At 65.2% G+C, this 18,142-nt stretch carries 20 protein-coding genes and 1 pseudogene; 12 read left to right on the top strand and 9 right to left on the bottom strand.

The annotated features are described in order from the left end of the window. Window positions 1-7: 7 nt before the first annotated feature. The 3 genes from TX88_RS05050 to TX88_RS05040 are packed head-to-tail and all read right to left on the bottom strand — an operon-like array spanning window position 8 to window position 2,064. Window positions 8-487, bottom strand: coding sequence for an OsmC family protein (locus tag TX88_RS05050; protein WP_044515094.1), 480 nt, complete (start codon window positions 485-487; stop codon window positions 8-10). Between the two features lie 35 nt (window positions 488-522). Further along, a complete protein-coding gene (locus TX88_RS05045) occupies window positions 523-1,389 on the bottom strand; it encodes a LysR family transcriptional regulator ArgP (protein WP_044515093.1) in 867 nt (288 codons plus the stop codon). 9 nt (window positions 1,390-1,398) lie between these two features. Continuing rightward, the gene (locus TX88_RS05040; protein ID WP_162563089.1) at window positions 1,399-2,064 is read right to left on the bottom strand and encodes a TetR/AcrR family transcriptional regulator; all 666 of its coding nucleotides are present in this window, start codon (window positions 2,062-2,064) and stop codon (window positions 1,399-1,401) included. A gap of 126 nt (window positions 2,065-2,190) precedes the next feature. Between TX88_RS05040 and TX88_RS05035 the strand changes: the two genes are divergently transcribed. From TX88_RS05035 to TX88_RS05025, 3 genes are all read left to right on the top strand, one after another. Next, window positions 2,191-2,478: a hypothetical protein gene (locus TX88_RS05035; RefSeq protein ID WP_162563088.1), complete on the top strand. Its 288-nt coding sequence runs from the start codon at window positions 2,191-2,193 to the stop codon at window positions 2,476-2,478. 76 nt (window positions 2,479-2,554) lie between these two features. Beyond that, window positions 2,555-3,772: a sensor histidine kinase gene (locus TX88_RS05030; protein WP_044515088.1), complete on the top strand. Its 1,218-nt coding sequence runs from the start codon at window positions 2,555-2,557 to the stop codon at window positions 3,770-3,772. Then, a complete protein-coding gene (locus TX88_RS05025) occupies window positions 3,769-4,428 on the top strand; it encodes a response regulator transcription factor (RefSeq protein ID WP_044515086.1) in 660 nt (219 codons plus the stop codon). Before TX88_RS05030 ends, TX88_RS05025 begins: the two co-directional genes overlap by 4 nt. A gap of 70 nt (window positions 4,429-4,498) precedes the next feature. Here TX88_RS05025 and ctaD read toward each other — a convergent pair whose 3' ends face one another. Further along, on the bottom strand, window positions 4,499-6,232 hold the full coding sequence (gene ctaD, locus TX88_RS05020) for an aa3-type cytochrome oxidase subunit I (protein ID WP_044515084.1): 1,734 nt from the start codon (window positions 6,230-6,232) through the stop codon (window positions 4,499-4,501). Window positions 6,233-6,505: 273 nt separating this feature from the next. Between ctaD and TX88_RS05015 the strand changes: the two genes are divergently transcribed. The 8 genes and pseudogenes from TX88_RS05015 to TX88_RS04985 all read left to right on the top strand — a co-directional run bounded on the left by TX88_RS05015 (window position 6,506) and on the right by TX88_RS04985 (window position 14,244). Further along, window positions 6,506-7,966, top strand: a complete 1,461-nt coding sequence (locus TX88_RS05015) for a bifunctional aminoglycoside phosphotransferase/ATP-binding protein (protein ID WP_044515082.1) — start codon at window positions 6,506-6,508, stop codon at window positions 7,964-7,966. A 161-nt stretch (window positions 7,967-8,127) separates the two neighbouring features. After that, the gene (gene crp / locus TX88_RS05010) at window positions 8,128-8,802 is read left to right on the top strand and encodes a cAMP-activated global transcriptional regulator CRP (RefSeq protein ID WP_044515081.1); all 675 of its coding nucleotides are present in this window, start codon (window positions 8,128-8,130) and stop codon (window positions 8,800-8,802) included. 63 nt (window positions 8,803-8,865) lie between these two features. Further along, window positions 8,866-9,366, top strand: a complete 501-nt coding sequence (locus tag TX88_RS05005) for a MarR family winged helix-turn-helix transcriptional regulator (RefSeq protein ID WP_044515080.1) — start codon at window positions 8,866-8,868, stop codon at window positions 9,364-9,366. A gap of 15 nt (window positions 9,367-9,381) precedes the next feature. Next, on the top strand, window positions 9,382-9,798 hold the full coding sequence (locus tag TX88_RS05000) for a DUF5313 domain-containing protein (protein ID WP_044515079.1): 417 nt from the start codon (window positions 9,382-9,384) through the stop codon (window positions 9,796-9,798). A 26-nt stretch (window positions 9,799-9,824) separates the two neighbouring features. Further along, window positions 9,825-9,959: pseudogene (locus TX88_RS35630) on the top strand (GntR family transcriptional regulator); the annotation flags it as partial. 91 nt (window positions 9,960-10,050) lie between these two features. Further along, a complete protein-coding gene (locus TX88_RS04995; RefSeq protein ID WP_244438362.1) occupies window positions 10,051-10,509 on the top strand; it encodes a GntR family transcriptional regulator in 459 nt (152 codons plus the stop codon). Beyond that, entirely contained in the window at window positions 10,506-11,759 is a 1,254-nt protein-coding gene (locus tag TX88_RS04990; protein WP_044515077.1) for an MFS transporter, read from the top strand. The genes TX88_RS04995 and TX88_RS04990 overlap by 4 nt, the downstream gene beginning before the upstream one ends. 961 nt (window positions 11,760-12,720) lie before the next feature. Further along, window positions 12,721-14,244, top strand: a complete 1,524-nt coding sequence (locus TX88_RS04985; protein WP_084621816.1) for a serine hydrolase domain-containing protein — start codon at window positions 12,721-12,723, stop codon at window positions 14,242-14,244. On the opposite strand, the gene TX88_RS04980 is transcribed toward TX88_RS04985, so the two are convergent. The 4 genes from TX88_RS04980 to TX88_RS04965 are packed head-to-tail and all read right to left on the bottom strand — an operon-like array spanning window position 14,241 to window position 16,617. After that, on the bottom strand, window positions 14,241-14,537 hold the full coding sequence (locus TX88_RS04980; RefSeq protein ID WP_084621815.1) for a cytochrome C oxidase subunit IV family protein: 297 nt from the start codon (window positions 14,535-14,537) through the stop codon (window positions 14,241-14,243). The two genes, TX88_RS04985 and TX88_RS04980, sit on opposite strands and share 4 nt — an antisense overlap. 3 nt (window positions 14,538-14,540) lie before the next feature. Further along, complete coding sequence (locus TX88_RS04975) at window positions 14,541-15,116, bottom strand: cytochrome c oxidase subunit 3 (RefSeq protein ID WP_044515076.1); 576 nt, start codon at window positions 15,114-15,116, stop codon at window positions 14,541-14,543. After that, window positions 15,113-15,913, bottom strand: coding sequence for a hypothetical protein (locus TX88_RS04970; RefSeq protein WP_044515074.1), 801 nt, complete (start codon window positions 15,911-15,913; stop codon window positions 15,113-15,115). Before TX88_RS04970 ends, TX88_RS04975 begins: the two co-directional genes overlap by 4 nt. Next, a complete protein-coding gene (locus TX88_RS04965) occupies window positions 15,910-16,617 on the bottom strand; it encodes a hypothetical protein (protein WP_044515072.1) in 708 nt (235 codons plus the stop codon). Before TX88_RS04965 ends, TX88_RS04970 begins: the two co-directional genes overlap by 4 nt. A 165-nt stretch (window positions 16,618-16,782) precedes the next feature. On the opposite strand from TX88_RS04965, the gene TX88_RS04960 reads away from it, so the two are divergent. Continuing rightward, window positions 16,783-17,301: a TetR/AcrR family transcriptional regulator gene (locus TX88_RS04960; RefSeq protein ID WP_044519110.1), complete on the top strand. Its 519-nt coding sequence runs from the start codon at window positions 16,783-16,785 to the stop codon at window positions 17,299-17,301. A 29-nt stretch (window positions 17,302-17,330) separates the two neighbouring features. Here TX88_RS04960 and TX88_RS04955 read toward each other — a convergent pair whose 3' ends face one another. Beyond that, window positions 17,331-18,134 (bottom strand): GAP family protein, encoded by an 804-nt coding sequence (locus TX88_RS04955; protein ID WP_044515070.1) that lies wholly within the window; start codon window positions 18,132-18,134, stop codon window positions 17,331-17,333. Window positions 18,135-18,142 lie beyond the last annotated feature (8 nt).

Here is an 18,142-nt window from a genome sequence, read left to right as displayed (position 1 = left end):
CCCGGGCTCAGCTCACCGTGACGGTGGGCTCAGCAGTCACCGGAAAGTTGACCGAGTTGGCGATGAAGCACATCCGGTGCGCTTCGTGATGTAGTTCGGTGGCATCGCCGGCCCGCTCCGGGTCGGTGATGCTCACCTGCGGCCGCAGCGTGACATCGGTGAAAATGCCACTGCCCTCGGCGTTCTCGCTCATCGTGCCCTCCGGTCGATCACTGTAGGCAGTGACGACGATGCCCGCTTTGGCGCACAGAGCGAGATACCAGAGCATGTGGCACTGCGACAGGCTGACCACGAGCAGTTCCTCGGGGTTCCAGCGCTGCGGGTCTCCGCGGAAGGCCGGATCGGCACTCCCCAGGATCACCGGCTTGGCCGGCGTCTCGACGCCGGCCACGTCGTGATCGCGTGCGTAATCGCGGTAGCCGCTGGTCCCCGAACCGGTATTGCCGGTCCAGGTCACCTCGACCTCGTATCGATGTGTCCTGCTCATCGCCACCTCTCAGTCCGTTGAATACCCGCCAAACCTCAGCCGGGGTGTCCGCGCAGCGTCCCCGCCGCGGTGCGCACAGCAGCCGTGATGGTCTCGACGATGCGACTGTCGAGCTTCCAGCATTGCCAGTACAGCGGCACGTCCAGGTATTGCTCGGTGATCCGGACGAAATCGTCGTCGACCAACTCCTCGGGGTACATCCCCCAGCCCAACCCGGCGCGCACGGCGGCACCGAACCCCTCGGCGGTCGGGATGTAGTGGACCGGCCTGACGACGTCCTTGCGGAATTCCTTGCGCACCAATTGGTCTTGCAATGCATCGTCTCGGTTCCAGGACAGGGACGGCGCCGCCTGCGCCGCGTCGCGGGTGAATCCGTCGGGCAGGTACCGCTGCACGTAGTCCGCGCTGGCCACCGGCACGTAGCGCATCGCACCCAACGGGTGCACCCGGCAGCCCGGGACCGGGCTCCGCTCGGTGGTCACCGCGCCCATCACCACGCCCTCACGCAGCAGTCGCGCCGAGAGGTCTTGGTCCTCGATCCTGATGTCGAACAAGAACTCGGCCGCTCGGGCGAACACACCGGTGAACCAGGTCGCCATCGAATCGGCGTTGACCGCCAGCGCGATCCTGGTGCGGTGCGCCGAGCCGCCACCCATCTCGGCCAGGGTCTCGGATTCCAGCAGTGCCGTCTGGGCCGCGAGCCTCAGCAGTGGAACACCGGCAGAGGTTGCCGTGCAGGGCTTTTCGCGGACCACGAGGACCTGACCGACACGCTGCTCCAACGCCTTGATGCGCTGGCTGATCGCCGACGGGGTCACATGCAGACGCTGCGCGGCCGCGTCGAAGCTCCCCAGCTCGACCACCGCGGCGAAGGCAGCGAGCTGCTGGCCGTCGATCTGCACGCAACGATCCTAGTCGGGCGGACCCTCTGCGCCGCGCAAACCGCCGCCCGTGAACCGGATGAGCTGGTCGACCCAACCGCGGTCCAGGCCGGCGGGGCCGAGGGGGCGTCCGTAGAGCGCGAGATCCGAACTGGCGAGCGCGCCGATCATCGAGAAGATGGCAATTGTGCTGCGCTGCTGACCTTCTCTGGTCTGAATGTCGGGCACCGCGCGACCTGCCGCGGCGAAGAACAACTCCGGCAGACTCGGCGTACCCGCCAACTGATCGAGCCAGATCTGGTCTTCGTCCAGGGCCAGCTGATTCATCACCTTGAGCCACCGCAACCCACCGACCGGATCCTCGTCGAGCAACCGGACATACGGCGCGATCAGCGCCTCCACGACATCGCTGACACCGATCTCGTTGCCCGACTGGGCCACTCGCACGAGCTCCTGGACAACGGCCTCGAACACGATCGGGGCGCGCCGCCGGGCCACCTCCAGCACCAGGTCCCGCTTGGCGGGGAAATGGTAGGCCACGGCGCGGCTGGCCACGCCGGCCTCACGGGCCACCGCACGTGCTGCCACCGCACCGATCGACGTCTCGGCGAACATTCGCTCAGCGGTGTCGACGATCAGTGTTCGGGTGTCGACATCACGTCGGGGACCACGTCTGCGGGTCGAACTCTGGACCACGGTACGAGCGTAATCACTCGCGGCCTGATCGTCCTGTGGTCGGTGCAGATCTCCTACTACGGTCGTAGTTCAAGATCGGACAACAGCGCGATGTGGGCTGACCTGCATTCTTCGTAGCGTCGAGCCATGACACGAGCACAGCGTTCCCCAGCTATCTCGATAGCGAATTCCATGACGGGTGTCGCCCGTGGATGGACGGCGAAAGACGCCGTATTCACCCCACCGGTGACCGCCCCGGCGATCCCGGCCGGCCCCGATCCGCGGGAGGGCCGCCGCTGGCGGCGCGCGCTGGCCGCGGTGCGCACGGTACTGGCCGCGGTGCCCAGACCCGATCTGAAGCAGCCCTACTATCCACCGCTGCGTGAAGGCTTCGTCGAGGACGCCGCCATGGCGCGCGAGATGTGGCGACTCTGAATTGCTGGAATCCGGCCCGCGAAAATCCAACCGTAGTAGGAGGCGCGACAGCGCTCTGACCTTCTACGATCACAACATGCTCGGTAGCATCGCGCGCGGCTTCCGTGCGCACGTGCGCCGGCGGGGGTACGCCCTCCCGGTGGGCTACAACTGGGCCATCGTGCTGGCGTTCGACACCACGGTGATCGGTGCCGGCGCGGTGGCCATGTTGCAGCGCCCGACAGCCGACCTCCCGGCGAGCCTGCTCGCGCTCGTCGTCTGCACAGCCCCGTTCGCGCTGTTCTACCTGTCCGGCGTCGACTTCAAGGCGCCAATCGTCTGGGCGACCTGGACCACCTCGACCGCCGTGTTGCTGTTCGCGACGGCCACCCCGGTATCCAATGATTTCGCTCCGCTGATCGCGGTACTGATGGTCGGCGAGGTCGCCTCCCTGACCGGGGTCTGGGGTGGATTTCTGGCCTCGCTCACCGCGGCCACGCTGCTGCTGACCGCCGCATCGCAACACCGCCTCGACGCCCTGCCGCTCTACCTGGGGATCCTCGGGATGGGTTGGCTGGTGGGTTATCTCGTGTTCACCCAGCAGCAACTCATGCGACAGCAACAGGAGTCCCAGGCCGCGCAGGCCCGCCACGCCGCAGCCGATGAACGGCGCCGCATCGCCCGCGAGGTCCACGACGTGATCGCGCATTCGCTCAGCGTGACCCTGCTACACGTGACGGGGGCGCGGCGCGGGTTGCAGCAGGACCGCGATGTGGACGACGCCGTCGAGGCACTGGAGCAGGCTGAACGCCTGGGCCGTCAGGCCATGGCGGATATCCGCCGCACGGTGGGATTACTCGACGGCGCCCCGATGAGCATGGCGCCCGAGCCCGGAGTCGACGACATCTGCTGCCTGGTCGACGATTTCGTGCGGGCCGGGCTCAAGGTACGTTTCGACGCGACCGGCCGCACCGATGTGGTCTCCGCCGCGGTGGGCTTGGCCTTGTATCGCATCGCCCAGGAGTCCCTGGCCAACATCGCCAAACACGCACCCGACGCGGAAGCGACCGTGTTACTGCGGATTTCACGGACCTCGGCGACGCTGACCGTCGCCAACCGGCTCCCGGTCCCCGCGTCGGCCGTCAGGAACGGTTGCGATGTGGAGGGCCGCGGCGTGAGCGGTATGCGCCAACGCGTCGAGTTGCTCGGCGGGATCATCAGCGTCGGCCCGGCTGACGACGCGTGGTCGGTGCGCACGAACATTCCGTTGGACGACACCGACCGGGCGCCCCGATGGTGCCCCGTGGTGTCATGACGGACCCCGTGCCCGAGGTCGCGGTCCTCCTGGTCGACGATCAGGATCTGGTGCGCTCGGGGCTGCGACGCATCCTGCGGCGCAAAGACGGCTTCGTGATCGTCGCCGAATGCGCCGACGGCGACGAGGTGCCCGACGCCGTCACCCGGTACCGCCCGGACGTGGTGGTGATGGACCTGCGGATGAAGCGCGTCGACGGGATCGAAGCCACCCGGCAGGTGACCGCGGCCGGTGGACCCCCGGTGCTGGCGCTGACCACGTTCAACGACGACGAGTTGCTGTCCGGCGCGCTGCGCGCCGGCGCGAGTGGATTCGTACTCAAGGACTCTTCGGCCGAGGAACTGATCCGGGCGGTCCGCGCGGTGGCGCAGGGCAACAGCTACCTCGACCCGGCGGTGACGTCACGGGTGCTCACCACCTACCGCAAGTCGGCAGAACCGCGCCTCGCCGCCGTCGGCGACCTCACGGCCCGCGAACTCGACGTGCTGACACTGATCGCCAAGGGACACTCCAACGCCGAGATCGCCGATGAACTCAGCATCTCCGGACTCACCGTCAAGAGCCACATCGGCCACATCTTCATCAAGCTCGACCTGCGTGACCGCGCCGCGGCGATCATCCACGCGTACGACACCGGGCTCGTCAGTCCCCAGTGATCCGATCCGGGGCGTACCCCGCCTCAGGGGGATGGGAGGAGGCGGGGCACGCGGCTTTTCGGCGAACAGATCATGGGACTTTGCTCAGGGCACCACTCTCGAGTTCCGGGTGCCGGTTGCGGCCGACGTGGGCCTCGGCGCGCATCCGCTCGACCATGTGTGGGTAGTGCAGCTCGAATGCGGGGCGCTCCGAACGGATCCGGGGCAGCTCGGTGAAGTTGTGCCGCGGCGGCGGGCAGGAGGTCGCCCACTCCAGCGAGTTCCCGTGTCCCCACGGGTCATCCACGGTGACGGGCTCGCCGTAGCGCCAGCTCCGGAACACGTTCCACACGAACGGCAGGATCGAGATGCCCAGGATGAACGAGCCGATCGTGGAGATGACGTTGAGCGTGGTGAAGCCGTCGGTCGGCAGGTAGTCCGCGTAGCGGCGCGGCATGCCCTCGTCACCGACCCAGTGCTGCACCAGGAACGTGAGGTGAAAGCCGATGAAGGTCAGCCAGAAGTGCAGCTTGCCCAGGCGCTCGTCGAGCAGACGTCCGGTCATCTTCGGGAACCAGAAGTACACACCGGCGTAGGTGGCGAACACGATGGTGCCGAACAACGTGTAGTGGAAATGCGCGACGACGAAATAACTCTCGGTGACCTGGAAGTCGATCGGCGGGCTGGCCAGCAGCACACCGGACAGACCACCCAGCAGGAAGGTGACCAGGAAGCCGACCGAGAACAGCATCGGCGTCTCGAATGTCAGCTGGCCCTTCCACATCGTGCCGATCCAGTTGAAGAACTTGATGCCGGTCGGGACCGCGATCAGGAACGTCATGAAGCTGAAGAAGGGCAGGAGAACGGCTCCCGTCGCGTACATGTGGTGCGCCCACACCGCGACCGACAGGGCCGCGATGCTGATGGTCGCGTAGACCAGCGTGGTGTAACCGAAGATCGGCTTGCGGCTGAACACCGGAATGATCTCGGACACGACGCCGAAGAACGGCAACGCGAGCACGTACACCTCGGGGTGGCCGAAGAACCAGAACAGGTGCTGGAAGAGCAACACGCCACCGTTGGCCGGGTCGTAGATGTGTGCGCCGAGTCGCCTGTCGGCGGCCAGTCCGAACAGCGCCGCGGTCAGCAGCGGAAACACGATCACCACCAGCATCGAGGTCACCAGGATGTTCCAGGTGAAGATCGGCATCCGGAACATGGTCATGCCCGGCGCACGCATGCACACCACTGTCGTGATCATGTTGACCGCGCCGAGAATCGTGCCAAGGCCACCGACGGCCAGTCCGAGGATCCACAGGTCCGCCCCCGCTCCCGGCGAGTGGATGGCGTCGGTCAGCGGGGTATAGGCCGTCCAGCCGAAGTCCGCGGCACCGCCCGGCGTGATGAAGCCGCCGAGGGCGATCAGGGCGCCGAACAGGAACAGCCAGTAGGAGAGCGCATTGAGGCGCGGGAACGCCACGTCGGGCGCGCCGATCTGAAGCGGCAGCACCAGATTGGCGAACCCGAACACGATCGGGGTGGCGTAGAACAGCAGCATCACCGTGCCGTGCATGGTGAACAGCTGGTTGAACTGCTCGTTGGAGAGGAACTGCAGCCCCGGTTCGGCCAGTTCTGTACGCATGAACAGCGCCATCAGCCCGCCGATGGCGAAGAACGTGAAACACGTGACGCAGTACATGATGCCGATCAGCTTGTGATCGGTCGTCGTGATGAGCTTGTAGATCAGGTTGCCCTTGGGGCCCATCCGTTCCGGATAAGGACGGCCTGCCACGAGTTCTCCGATTGGAGGGGCTTCGGCAGTCAAAACAGAACTCCTCTTCTATCCCCCTGTGAACATGTCCGTTCCGAGCAATGACCCGCAATCAAGATCATCAAGAGAAGACTCGCGGGCGCGCGCCGGCGGGAGAAGGGTCTTTGGTCCTCAATGTCGGATCCGGATCGAGATTGACTGTGCGGCAACATGAATCACCACCGACGTAAATAACGGGTTCAGCAGTGGACCTTCGGCGCTCGGAAAAGGACAGAAAGGGACCAAAGACCCCTGCCGCCATGTGCCCGCAAGCAGCCATCATGAGGTATGGACGTTTCAGCTTCGCCGGCCCCGGAGATCCATGAGACGCATACCGGCATCGTCGCCTTGATCGGCGACCGGGCATACAAGGTCAAGAAGCCTGTCGTCACGGATTTCCTCGACTTCAGCTCGGTCGAGCGGCGCGAACAAGTATGCGCACGTGAGGTTCAGCTGAACCGGCGACTGGCGGCTGACAGTTACCTGGGGGTCGCGCACCTCTCGGATCCGCAAGGTGGCCCGCCCGAACCCGTGATCGTGATGCGCAGATACCCCGACGAGCGTCGGCTGACGTCGATCGTTCTCCGCGGTGAGCCGGTGGTTGAGCATCTGTCGGCGATCGCCGAGGCGTTGGCGCGGTTTCACGCGGACGCCGAGCGGTCGGCGGACATCGATGCCGCGGCCGAGGTCCCTGCGATTGCGGGCCGTTGGCATGACAACATCGCTGAACTCCACCGGCGGGCGGGAACCGTGGTTCCCGCGGAATCGGTGGCCGAGGTCGGACGGTTGGCAGACCAATTCATGAACGGTCGCGCCGCGCTGTTCGCCGACCGGATCGCCAACCGACGCATCGTCGACGGCCACGGCGACCTGCTGACCGGCGACATCTTCTGCATGGCGGACGGTCCGGTGATCCTCGACTGTCTCGAGTTCGATGACAGCCTGCGTCATGTCGACTGCGCCGACGATGCCGCATTTCTGGCGATGGACCTGGAGTTTCTCGGCCGCAAGGACTTGGCTGACTACTTCATTGCCGAGTACCAGCGGCTCTCCGGGGACGCCGCGCCGACGTCTTTGGTGGACTTCCTCATCGCCTACCGGGCCGGGGTCCGCGCGAAGACCGACTGCATCAGGGTCGAGCAGGGCATCGAGACCGCAGGGGCCGACGCACGGCGGCACCTGGACATCGCCCTCGATCACCTCCGCCGGGGTACCGTCCGGCTGATCCTGATCGGCGGTGGCCCGGGCACCGGCAAGACCACACTCGCGCACGCGTTGGCAGAACAAATATCGGCGGAGGTCATCTCCACCGACGACGTGCGCCGCCAGTTGCAGGAACAGGGTCTCGTAGCGGGCGACGTGGGGATCTTGAACAAGGGCCTCTACAGCAGCGACAACGTGGCGGCCGTGTACGACGCGGTGCTCCAGAAGGCCGACGGCGCCCTCGCCGAGGGCCGATCCGTGATCCTCGACGGCACGTGGCGCGACCCGGAACTCCGACGACGGGCACGTGACATCGCCTCCGAAAGACGATGCCCGACAACGGAACTAGCGTGTGCAGCCCCCATCGACGAAGCCAAGAAGCGGATAGCGCAGCGGCAGACCACCACGTCGGATGCCACACCGCAGATCGCCGAGGGTTTGGCCGCAGGCGGCGCCGAATGGTCTGACGCCCATCTCATCAACACGCGCCGACCGCTGGCGGACTCCGTCGCCGAAGCTCAACGGATCTGTTGCTCGACGATCTGAACCCTGCGGTCACTGCCATTACGAAATGAGGGGGCAGTGTAAAACCCGCAGCCAGCGCGGGCGGACAGCCCTTGTAAAGTAAGAAGGCAGCCACGTTCACGGCTGCGACCTGCACAAAAACACCGCATCGCCGCGTTTGGCGCATCCACCGAGGGGGATTCATGAACGAAGTGCTGGCCCGCGCCGGCATCTTCCAAGGTGTGTCGCCAGATGCCGTGGCCGCCCTGGTCCGGCAGTTGGAGCCCGTGACCTTCCGTCGTGGGGAGGTGGTGTTCGCCGAGGGCGAGCCCGGCGACACGCTGTACATCATCACCGCGGGCAAGGTGAAGATCGGCCGCAAGTCGGTGGACGGCCGCGACAGCCTGATCACGCTGATGGGCCCCTCGGACATGTTCGGTGAGCTCGCCATCTTCGATCCGGGCCCGCGGACCTCGACGGTGACCGCGCTGACCGAGCTGAAAACGGTCGTGATGAGCCGCAGCGTGCTGCGGGGTTGGATCGCCGATCGGCCCGAGATCGCCGAGCAGCTCCTGCGCGTGCTGGCCCGTCGGTTGCGCCGCACCAACGACAATCTGTCGGATCTGATCTTCACCGACGTGCCGGGGCGTGTGGCCAAGCAGCTGCTCTACCTGGCGCAACGGTTCGGCAGCCGTGACGGCTCCGCACTGCGCGTCGATCACGAGCTGACCCAGGAAGAGATCGCCCAGCTCGTGGGGTCCTCGCGGGAGACGGTCAACAAAGCGCTGTCGGACTTCGCGCAGCGAGGCTGGATCCGCGTGCAGGGACGAAGCATCCTGATCGACAACGCCGAGCGCCTGGCCAAACGCGCGCACTGATCGCTTGACCGTGTGACGGTCGAGACATTGTTAGTACCCTAACTATTAGGGTACGTTTATTTTGTGTCCGCAGTATCCGAAGCGCCGAAGCTCAGCTCCGATCCATTGGCCCTCGAACGGCAGGTCTGTTTCGCGCTGGCCGTCAGCAACCGCGCCGTGCTCGCCGTCTATCGGCCACTGCTCGAACCGTTGGGCCTGACCCATCCGCAGTACCTGGTGATGCTGGCGCTCTGGGATCACCAGCGGTCCGGCTCGGGTGGCAATCCCCCGCTCTCGGTCAAGGAGATCGCTTCCGCGCTGCAACTCGACTCGGCGACCCTGTCGCCGATGCTCAAACGACTGGAAGCGCTGGGCCTACTGACCCGCAGCCGCCGGGCCGGCGATGAACGCGCGACCGATGTCGAGCTCACCCAGGCCGGGGTCGCCCTGCGCGAACGGGCACTGGCCATCCCACCCGCGGTGGTGGAACGCCTGGGCGTCGACATCGCCGAACTCGAGGAACTGCATCGGGTGTTGACCCGCATCAATGTGGCTGCACTGGCGGCCAATTCACTCACCGATTGACACCAGGAGCCCCTCATGGCCAAGGACCGTCCCAACTTCTTCCAGTACATCGCCTACTGCTACGGCAAGCGGTTACCCGACTCCATGCGCGAGTGGGTGGCCCACGACCTGGCCGACCACGGGGCCGTGCGCCGGCACCTGATCCGGATGGCGATCCCGCCGCTGTTCGTACTGGCACCGCTCTGGCTGTTGCCGGCCTCGCTGTACGTGCACATGGAGATGACCGTGCCGATCTACATCTGGGCCATCTTGATGGCGCTCGCGCTGAACAAGATCTGGCGCCGGCACCGGCTGGCACAGCACGGCCTCGACCCCAACCTGGTCGACGAGATCCAGTACAAGAAAGACCAGAAGAAGCACGAGGACTACATCCGGCGGTTCGGACCACGTCCGGAATCCTCCAAGTACCAGGCCAACAGCAGCCCGTTCTAGGCATTTCCCCTGGATAGACCCCTTGCATGCAAGCTTGCATGCAAGGGGTATCGTGGTCTCTCGTGGCCACGGACGAGAAATCGAGCAACAGCCAGCGCGTCTACCGGATGACCAAGGATCAGATCCTCTCCGGTGAGTTTCGAGGCGGGCAGCTGCTCAGCGAGGTAGAGGTGGCGACGCAACTCGGCGTCAGCCGCACACCCGTGCACGAAGCGTTTTCTGCGCCTGGCCGCCGAGGACTTCCTCGATCTGATGCCGCGCCGCGGTGCCGTCGTCGTCCCGGTCTCCGCCCAGGAGGCCACCGACCTGCTGGAGATGCGACTGGCGCTGGAGACCGCCGCCGTGCGCCGGTTGTGCCGATCATCGGATTCCATCGACACACTGTTCGGCGAGCTCACCGAGTTGGTGGAGCGCCAGCGCCACGGCGCGGCGATCGGCGACGCCGATCAGTTCGCGGCCGCCGACGACGCCTTTCACCGCCGAATCGTGGAGGTCGCCGGGAACACGATCGCCGGCCGCTTCTACGGGTCACTCAGCGACCGGCAGCGCCGCATGATGGCCGACGCCGCCCGCTCGGACTCTGCCCGGCTGACCGAGTTGATCGGCGAACACGCGGAATTGGCCGACGCGATCGGCCAACGCGATGTGCAGGCCTTCGAGGGCGCGCTGCTGGCTCATCTGGAGGCGACCTACCGGGTGGTGCTGGCATGACCGCTGTCGCAATCGATTCCCGCGAGGCGCCGGATCAGGTCCGGCACCGCATGCCGCCCTGGCTCGCCGTGGCCATCGCGGTCTTCTGTATCGGTTGGGGCGGAAACCAATTCACCCCGCTGCTGATCGCCTATGCCCAGCACTCCGGATACACCCGCGTGGACGTGGACATCCTGTTGGGCGCCTACGTGCTCGGCCTGATCCCGGGCCTGCTGATCGCCTCGACGTTGTCGGACCGCCACGGTCGACGCACCGTCATGGCCGCCGGCGTCATCAGTGCGGCCCTGGGCAGTCTCGTCCTGGCGATCGGTGACGGCTGGGGTTTCCCGGCCCTGTTCGTCGGCCGGTTGTTCAGCGGCGTGGCCGTCGGTATCGCGATGGCCGTCGGTTCGGCGTGGATCGCCGAGCTGTCCCGGCCGCCCTTCGACGATGCGCCTGCCGGTGCCGGTGCGCGCCGCGCCTCGATCTGCCTGTCGTTGGGCTTCGGGGTCGGGCCGCTGTGCGCCGGACTGCTCACCGTGTACGCACCGCTGCCGCTGGTGTTGACGTACCTGGTCCACGCCGCCCTGTGCGTGCCGGTGCTGTGGGCGGTGTGGACTCGGACCGTCGAGACGCGTGAGCGCATGACCTCGCGGCCCTTCCTCGACGGTTTGAAGGTGCCCGCGGCCGGGCACCGCCGGTTCCTTCATGTCGTTGTTCCCATGGCGCCGTGGATCTTTGGCTCGGCAGCGATCGCGTATGCGGTGGTGCCTGCACTCGTCGCCGACCAGCTCGGGTCGTGGGCCCTGCTGTACACCGTCGGGTTGACGGTGCTGACGCTGGGCTGCGGGGTTGCGATCCAGCCGGTCGCGCGGCGCCTGGACGACGTGTCCAGCTCGCGTGCCGTGGTGGTGTCGATGGCGTTGATGGCGTTGGGCATCTTCGCCGCGGTGGCCACCGCCCTCACCCGTTCCGCGCTCGTCGCCCCGCTCGTCGCGATGCTGCTCGGCAGCGCGTACGGAATCGCCATCGTCTCGGGTCTCCTTGAGATCCAACGCATCGCGCCGCCCGACGAGCTCGCCGGTATCTCCGGGGTCTACTACTCCCTGGCCTACCTCGGGTTCCTGCTGCCCGCGGCACTGGCGGCTCTGGCGCACTGGTTCAGCTATCCGGTGATGCTGAGCGTGGTGGGGCTGTTGGCGATTGTCTGCACGGCGGTGTGCGCGTCGGGCTGGGCGAAGCATCTGGAGCCGCGGACGCCGGTTGTGTAGCACTGAGAAAATCGATATCGAACCACAGATACTGCGAAGCAGCCTCGTAACCTGCTGCGGGGTTCAACGCCGGAAGTGATGGCCCTGCCCTGAAAAGCGCTCAAACACGACACGAAGTACCCGACCCGGGCGAGTTCCGACCGTGGACCGATGGACGAGACCAGCGTGTGCCGGCTTGCAGCTCTGTATATGTCACAGCGCCGTGGGACTGTGGATCAATGAACACAGCCGCGGTAGGAGTAATTACGGGAGCACTCTCGGTTGCCGTCTCAGGATGGTCGCTGTTCTACAGTGCGAGCGAACGTCGTTGGATCCGCGTGGACCGCCTACTGACCTTGGCAGACAGACTCGACGATGAGAATCTCAAAGCGGAGTTGCGAAAGGACGCAGTTCATTTGGCGCGTTGCCTCTACTTACGTGAGCGAAGGGGCGAAGTCCGGATGATGCGTACGTTCGCCCACAGATCTCACATGCTAAAGATTGGCGCGCCGTCATTGATAGGGAGAGTCCCTGGCCGACGCTCTCACCGAGAAACAGCGGCGATCTGGTCCGCCTTCGTGGTTGTCGGCCTGGCGTTTGTCGTGGCCGTCGCGTGGCCCGGTAGTTCAAACCCACACCTTGCACCGGTTTTCGGTGCAGGAACCCTTACCGTCGCCGGGCTACAGTTCTATTTCACCGTGGCTAGAGGATTCCGCTTTCCGCGACGAGCTGTGCAACCAGAGACACTCTTCGGCATGGAGGCGAGTATCCGTAGCGAGGCCGAGAAGGCATGGCCATCTCGCTATCTCGAGGCGACCAACTAGCAGAAGCCGAGCCCATCCTCGGATCAACCAATCCTGCCGCACCCAATGACTAGTCTCACCGATCCTGCATCACCCAGGAGAACGCCTTCCAGGTCCACGCGACGGGATCCAAGTCCAGATTGGTGCCATCACCACAGGGCACGACTACCGTCGATCGGGTGACCGTGTCGCGATTGCGTCTTACCCGGCTGTGCGCCGCGGGAACGGTCCTGTTCACGATCGCCGCGACGACGTCGTGCGGACAGCCGTCGCCTCCACCGGCGGCCACCAGCACGCCGACCACGACCGCACCGTCGCCCACCGTCCCGATTCCCACTCTCGCCGCCGTCGTACCTACCGGTGACTTCACCCCGGTCTCGCAACTGGTCAACGACAACATCGCGGCCCATCGCCTGCCCGGCGCCGTGGTCCAGGTCGGACACGGGGGCAACGTCGTCTTCCGCCAGGCATACGGTTCGCGCAAGCTCGACGGCGAACCGGGACTGGACGGAGTGCCTGCCCCCGCCGAACCGATGACCGAGGACACGATCTTCGACCTGGCCTCGTTGTCGAAGAGCATCGCGACGACGACGGCCTTCATGCAGCTCTACGAACAGGGCAAGGTCAACTTCGACGACCAGGTGCAGACCTACCTGCCGGACTTCAACCCCGCCAACGACCCACGACGCGCGCAGGTGACCGTTCGCATGTTGCTGACCCACACGTCGGGCATCGCGGGCGACCTCAGCCTGGACGGACCGTGGGGGCTCGACAAGGCCGACAAGGCCGAGGGCATCCACCGCGCGCTCGGCGCGTGGGTGGTGTACGAACCCGGGCAGCTCTTTCACTACTCCGACATCAACTTCATTCTCGTCGGCACGATCATCGAACGGATCACCGGCCGGCCCCTGGATGGATACGTGCAAGACAATGTCTTCGCACCGCTCGGGTTGTCCGAAACCCACTACCTCCCGGCCACCAAAGCCTGTGGCCCGCACCAGGTCCGGGGAACCGCCATCGCCTTCGACCCGAGCGCACCCAAAGTGCACGACTGCCCGGCAGGTACCTGGAGCACCGACCTCCTGCCGCGCATCGCACCGACAGCGCTCGATGAAGACACTCCGGGCATCAACCCGGACTTCGGCCGCCCGTTGCGCGGTACCGTGCATGACCCGACCGCACGCCGCATGGGTGGTGTGGCCGGGAGTGCCGGGGTGTTCTCGACCGTGAACGATGTCGGCCGGTTCGCGCAGGCCCTGCTCGATCGTCTCGCCGGCCGCCCGAGCACGTTTCCGCTGAAGCAGTCAACCGTGGAGTTGATGACGACTCCGCAGCAGCCCGGGCACACCGCTGAACAACTCGACGCGGCCAACAATGCCACCCGGCGAGCCATCGAAAACACTCCCAACACAACCGATCCCCTGCTGGCTCCGCACTACCCGGCGATCGACGGGCAGGACCTCCGCGGCTTCGGATGGGATATCGATACCCCGCATTCCCGACCGCGCGGGCTGGTCTTTCCCGTCGGCAGCTTCGGCCACACCGGGTTCACGGGTGTGACGCTGTGGATGGATCCCGGATCAGACACCTACGTCGCCGTCCTCGCCAACGTCATCCATCAACGCGGCGGTCCGCCGATCGCGAAGCTGAGCGGCGAGGTCGCCACCGAGACCGCCCGGGCGCTCCACTTGTACGGGACCTAGCCCGCGACCGCCGAGCCGACGAAGTAGCTGCCCAGCAGGCAGATTCCGATGAGGACGACCCACCCGTCGGTGAGGCGACAGAGCAACATCGGAGCGTGACGCACCTCCATGAATTCCCGGAAGATGATGCGCACCTTGACAAGTGCGATGGCGATCGCGCTGACGGTGACGACGGTGCTGGCCTTCAGCGTCCCGTTCTGGTCGACGGCTTCGTCGAGCCACACGTAGACGAGTGTCATCGCCGTCAGGATCGCCCAGACGATCAGCAGTCTTGTGTTGCCTTTGGTGCGCACCGCTCACCTCACCACGTAGATCAACGCGAAAATCAGGACCCATAGGAAATCGACGGTATGCCAGTAGGTGGCACCGGTTTCGATCAGCTGTTGGGATCGCCGCTGCGGACTCCGAAGCTGGTAGACGACCACACCCAACACCACGAAGCCGATCAGGACGTGGATGCAGTGGATCGACGTCAGGAAGAAATAGTGCTGAAAGAACTCGTCGCTGGTGAACGTGTTCCCCATGCGAATCTGGGTGACCCACTCGATGATCTTGCCCACCAGGAAGATGACGCCGAACGAGATCGTCAGGAACACATTCGTCAACGCGGATCGATAGTTGCCCTCGCGGGAGGCCTGGACGCACCGGGCAATGGCCCACGAACTCAGCAACAGGGCAATGGTATTGACCACGCCGATCCGCAGGTCCAGGTGGGACTGCGATTGCAGGAAGAGTTCTGGATCCTGGGTTCGCGACACCAGGTATACCGAGAAGTACGCGGTGAACAGCAGTGATTCGAACAGCACGAACATCCACATGTCGGGCTGCCCGGGCACGGACTTTGTGCGGATACCCTCGACTTGTTCGGTCATCGCAGCGCCTCCACCGAATCCACGAACTGCTCGCCGGCATCCTTGTCCGGAGGGTCCGGTAGCGGACCGATGCCGAAGTCCTCACGCTCGATCATCCTGCGCAGCAGAACGATGAAAACACCGGTGTACGTGACGAACACGACCATGTTGACCCACCATGCGATCGCGCCGTTCCAGGCGAACGCGCCACGCTGGAAGATCCATGCGGGCGCGACGACCACCTCGGTCAGCGCGTTGCAGAGATTGAGATAGCCGAACCATTTCGGGAACACCCGGTTCTTGTCGAGCAGGATCGCGGTCATCCACACCAGGGACCCGATCAGGAAAACACCCATGGTCCCGCTGAACGACAGGAACGCGAATTCATAGAGCCAGTGGATGATCTCGGGGTCGCGGTCGGGCCGCAGCGCGGCAGTGGTCATCGCGATGGCCATGACCAGCATTCCGGGAATTGCGCTCAGCGAGTACATGATCAGATACGAGTAGGCGAAGACCGGACTGACCGACATTCGTCGCATCGAGTACGCGAGAAGGGCGTTCATCGGTGCGCACAAGCCGGTGATGAGAAAGACGACGCCGAAGCCGGCGAGGACTCCGAACCGGTGGTCGGTGACCCAGTGCACGACAGTGGGGGTGTCCCACGCCGGGCTTGGCGGAGGCTGTACGCGAGTGACGAAGAAGAAGAGCACCCCGTAGAGCTGGTAGAAGAACACCATCACGTACCAGGCGAACCACAGTTCGCGTTTCGGGTGGTAGCGCAGGTTCCACATGAATCTGCTCAGCCGTGAGCCGCTCATGCGGGCACCTGGTCCTGCGCTCGCTGCTGCTTGATCGCCTGGGCGAGAACGACTCCCATCACCAGGATCCATACGGCGATGGCGATGTTCTTGAGCCAGAAGGACAACGCCCCGTCCCATGCGAAAGGGCCGTCGAACGACAGCGCGGTGAACGTCGCGGGAACCAGCGCCGCCGCGATGACGAGGTTGAAGTAGGCCACCCACGGTTTGAACACCGGCCGTTCCTGCTGATCCCAGTAGATCGCCAGCGCCAGCAGCAGGCATTGCGCGATCAGATACGGCACCAGCAGCGTGAAGGTCAGCCACGCGAGATCGTTGAGCACCTGGGTCAACTCTGGGGCGCGGTCCGGACGGAATGAGCCGAGCAGCCAGAACATGTTGGCGATGAGGAACAACGCCGGCGGACCTCCGGCCGCGGCGATCAAGCTGTAGGACAGGATCGGCGTGCGGTGGGCCATCCGGCGGACCTGCATCGCCAACAGGATGACGATCGGGATGAGGCCGACGCCGAACCAGTTGAACAGGATCATGCTGTACCGGATTCGCGCGGTCTCGTCCTGGTAGAAACTCGCGACCTGCTCGGCAGACATGTTGGGCGACATCGGATGTACGAACCCGGGGAACAGGAAGAACGCGGCGATCCAGATGATTGCCACCACGGGCAACGTCCCCAAGAGGATCAACTCACCATCAGGTCGTCTCATCGTCAGACTCTCTTCATGCGTGACGTTAGTTGCCGATCGGCAACTTGGACGGTAGCCGATCGGCTACTCTACGGTCAATCGTCGGTTACCGTTGACGCTGTGACGTCTACCCAGGAGGCCCGCAGCTTCGCCGCGATCACGCGCACCGCCGCTCAAACCCGCGTGATGGACGCGGCCCTGAAACTCATTGCCAATCACGGGGTCAGCGGGACGTCGCTGCAGATGATCGCCGACGAAATGGGTGTCACGAAGGCCGCCGTGTATCGGCAGTTCAAGACCAAGGAAGAGATCGTCATCGCGATCACCGAGCGGGAGATGGGCCGGCTGGAGGAAGCGCTCGAGGCGGCCGAGGCGGAGGGGTCTCCCCGGCTGGCCCGCGAGGCGCTGCTGGACCGGATGATCGAGCAGGCCATCGACCGCCGCGGCACCTTCAGCATTCCGATGTTCGATCCGGTCATCATTCGTCTGCAGGCCGAGTACGAGCCGTTTCAGCGGTTCATCGAACGCCTCTACGCCGCCCTCCTGGGGACCGAAGCCGGTGTCGAGGCCCGGTTTCACGCGGCGATGCTCTCAAGCGCGATCAGTGTCGCCGTCATGCATCCGCTGCTGGCCGATGTCGACGGCGAGACCCTCCGGGTCCAGCTGACCCAGATGACCCGCCGGATGCTCGGGCTCGCCGACTGACTGGGTCCCCGCCGAGATCAGTTCCGCGCTCAGAGAAGTCCGGCGCCGGTGACCACCTGCCAGAGCCCGACCACCGCGAAGAGCGCCAGCAGCACCAACTGCCGGTGGTGCTTGGTCCATTCGTGCAGTGGATGCAGCACAGCCTGGGTCCTGGCCGGGGCGATGGCGTAGCTGAGTAACGCGAGCTCGAACACCGCGAGCATTCCGAACACGAACGCGATGCTGATGACGACCTGCACTCCGATCGGCGCACCCGATCCGACCACCATGGTGGCCACCATCAACACCAACGGCGGCGGCGCGATGTAGCAGAGGCCGAACACGAGCGCGACCCACAACGCGCCGCCCTCCCAGGCGTCGTGTGCACGTTCGACGAGCCTTCGGGCCGCGGCACCCAGATCGGACATCGCCTTACGGATGCGCCCCGTCGGCGGTCCCGGGGGGGCCGGCTGGTCTGGTTCCATGACAAGCACCGGCGAGTCACCACCGACGTTCACCGACGCGCCCTGGTTCACCCGTTTCCGCATCCTCATCCGCACGGCGAGCAGTGCGGCGATCGCCACACAGACCAATCCCGAGACGAATTGGAAAGGCTTGACGGTCGAACCCGGTTCAGGGGTCACCAAGTCCTGTGCAACCGATCTGAACGACGGAACCGAGGCCAGTACCAATGTCGAGATCACGAAGGCCGGAATGTTCACGATCAGACTTCCGACCCAGAACGCGATGAGGTTCTGCACTGGCCGGGGCCGCGAAATCACCAGCAGGATGAAGCCGAGAAGCACCGGATTGAGTGACACCAGAAGTGCCATCCCCAAGATATCGCCCCACATGGCGCTGC

The sequence above is a fragment of the Mycolicibacterium septicum DSM 44393 genome (assembly GCF_000455325.1).
Classification (GTDB): Bacteria; Actinomycetota; Actinomycetes; order Mycobacteriales; family Mycobacteriaceae; genus Mycobacterium; species Mycobacterium septicum.
Note: the sequence above shows the minus strand (reverse complement) of the source record. Positions and strands in the feature narration are given on the sequence as shown.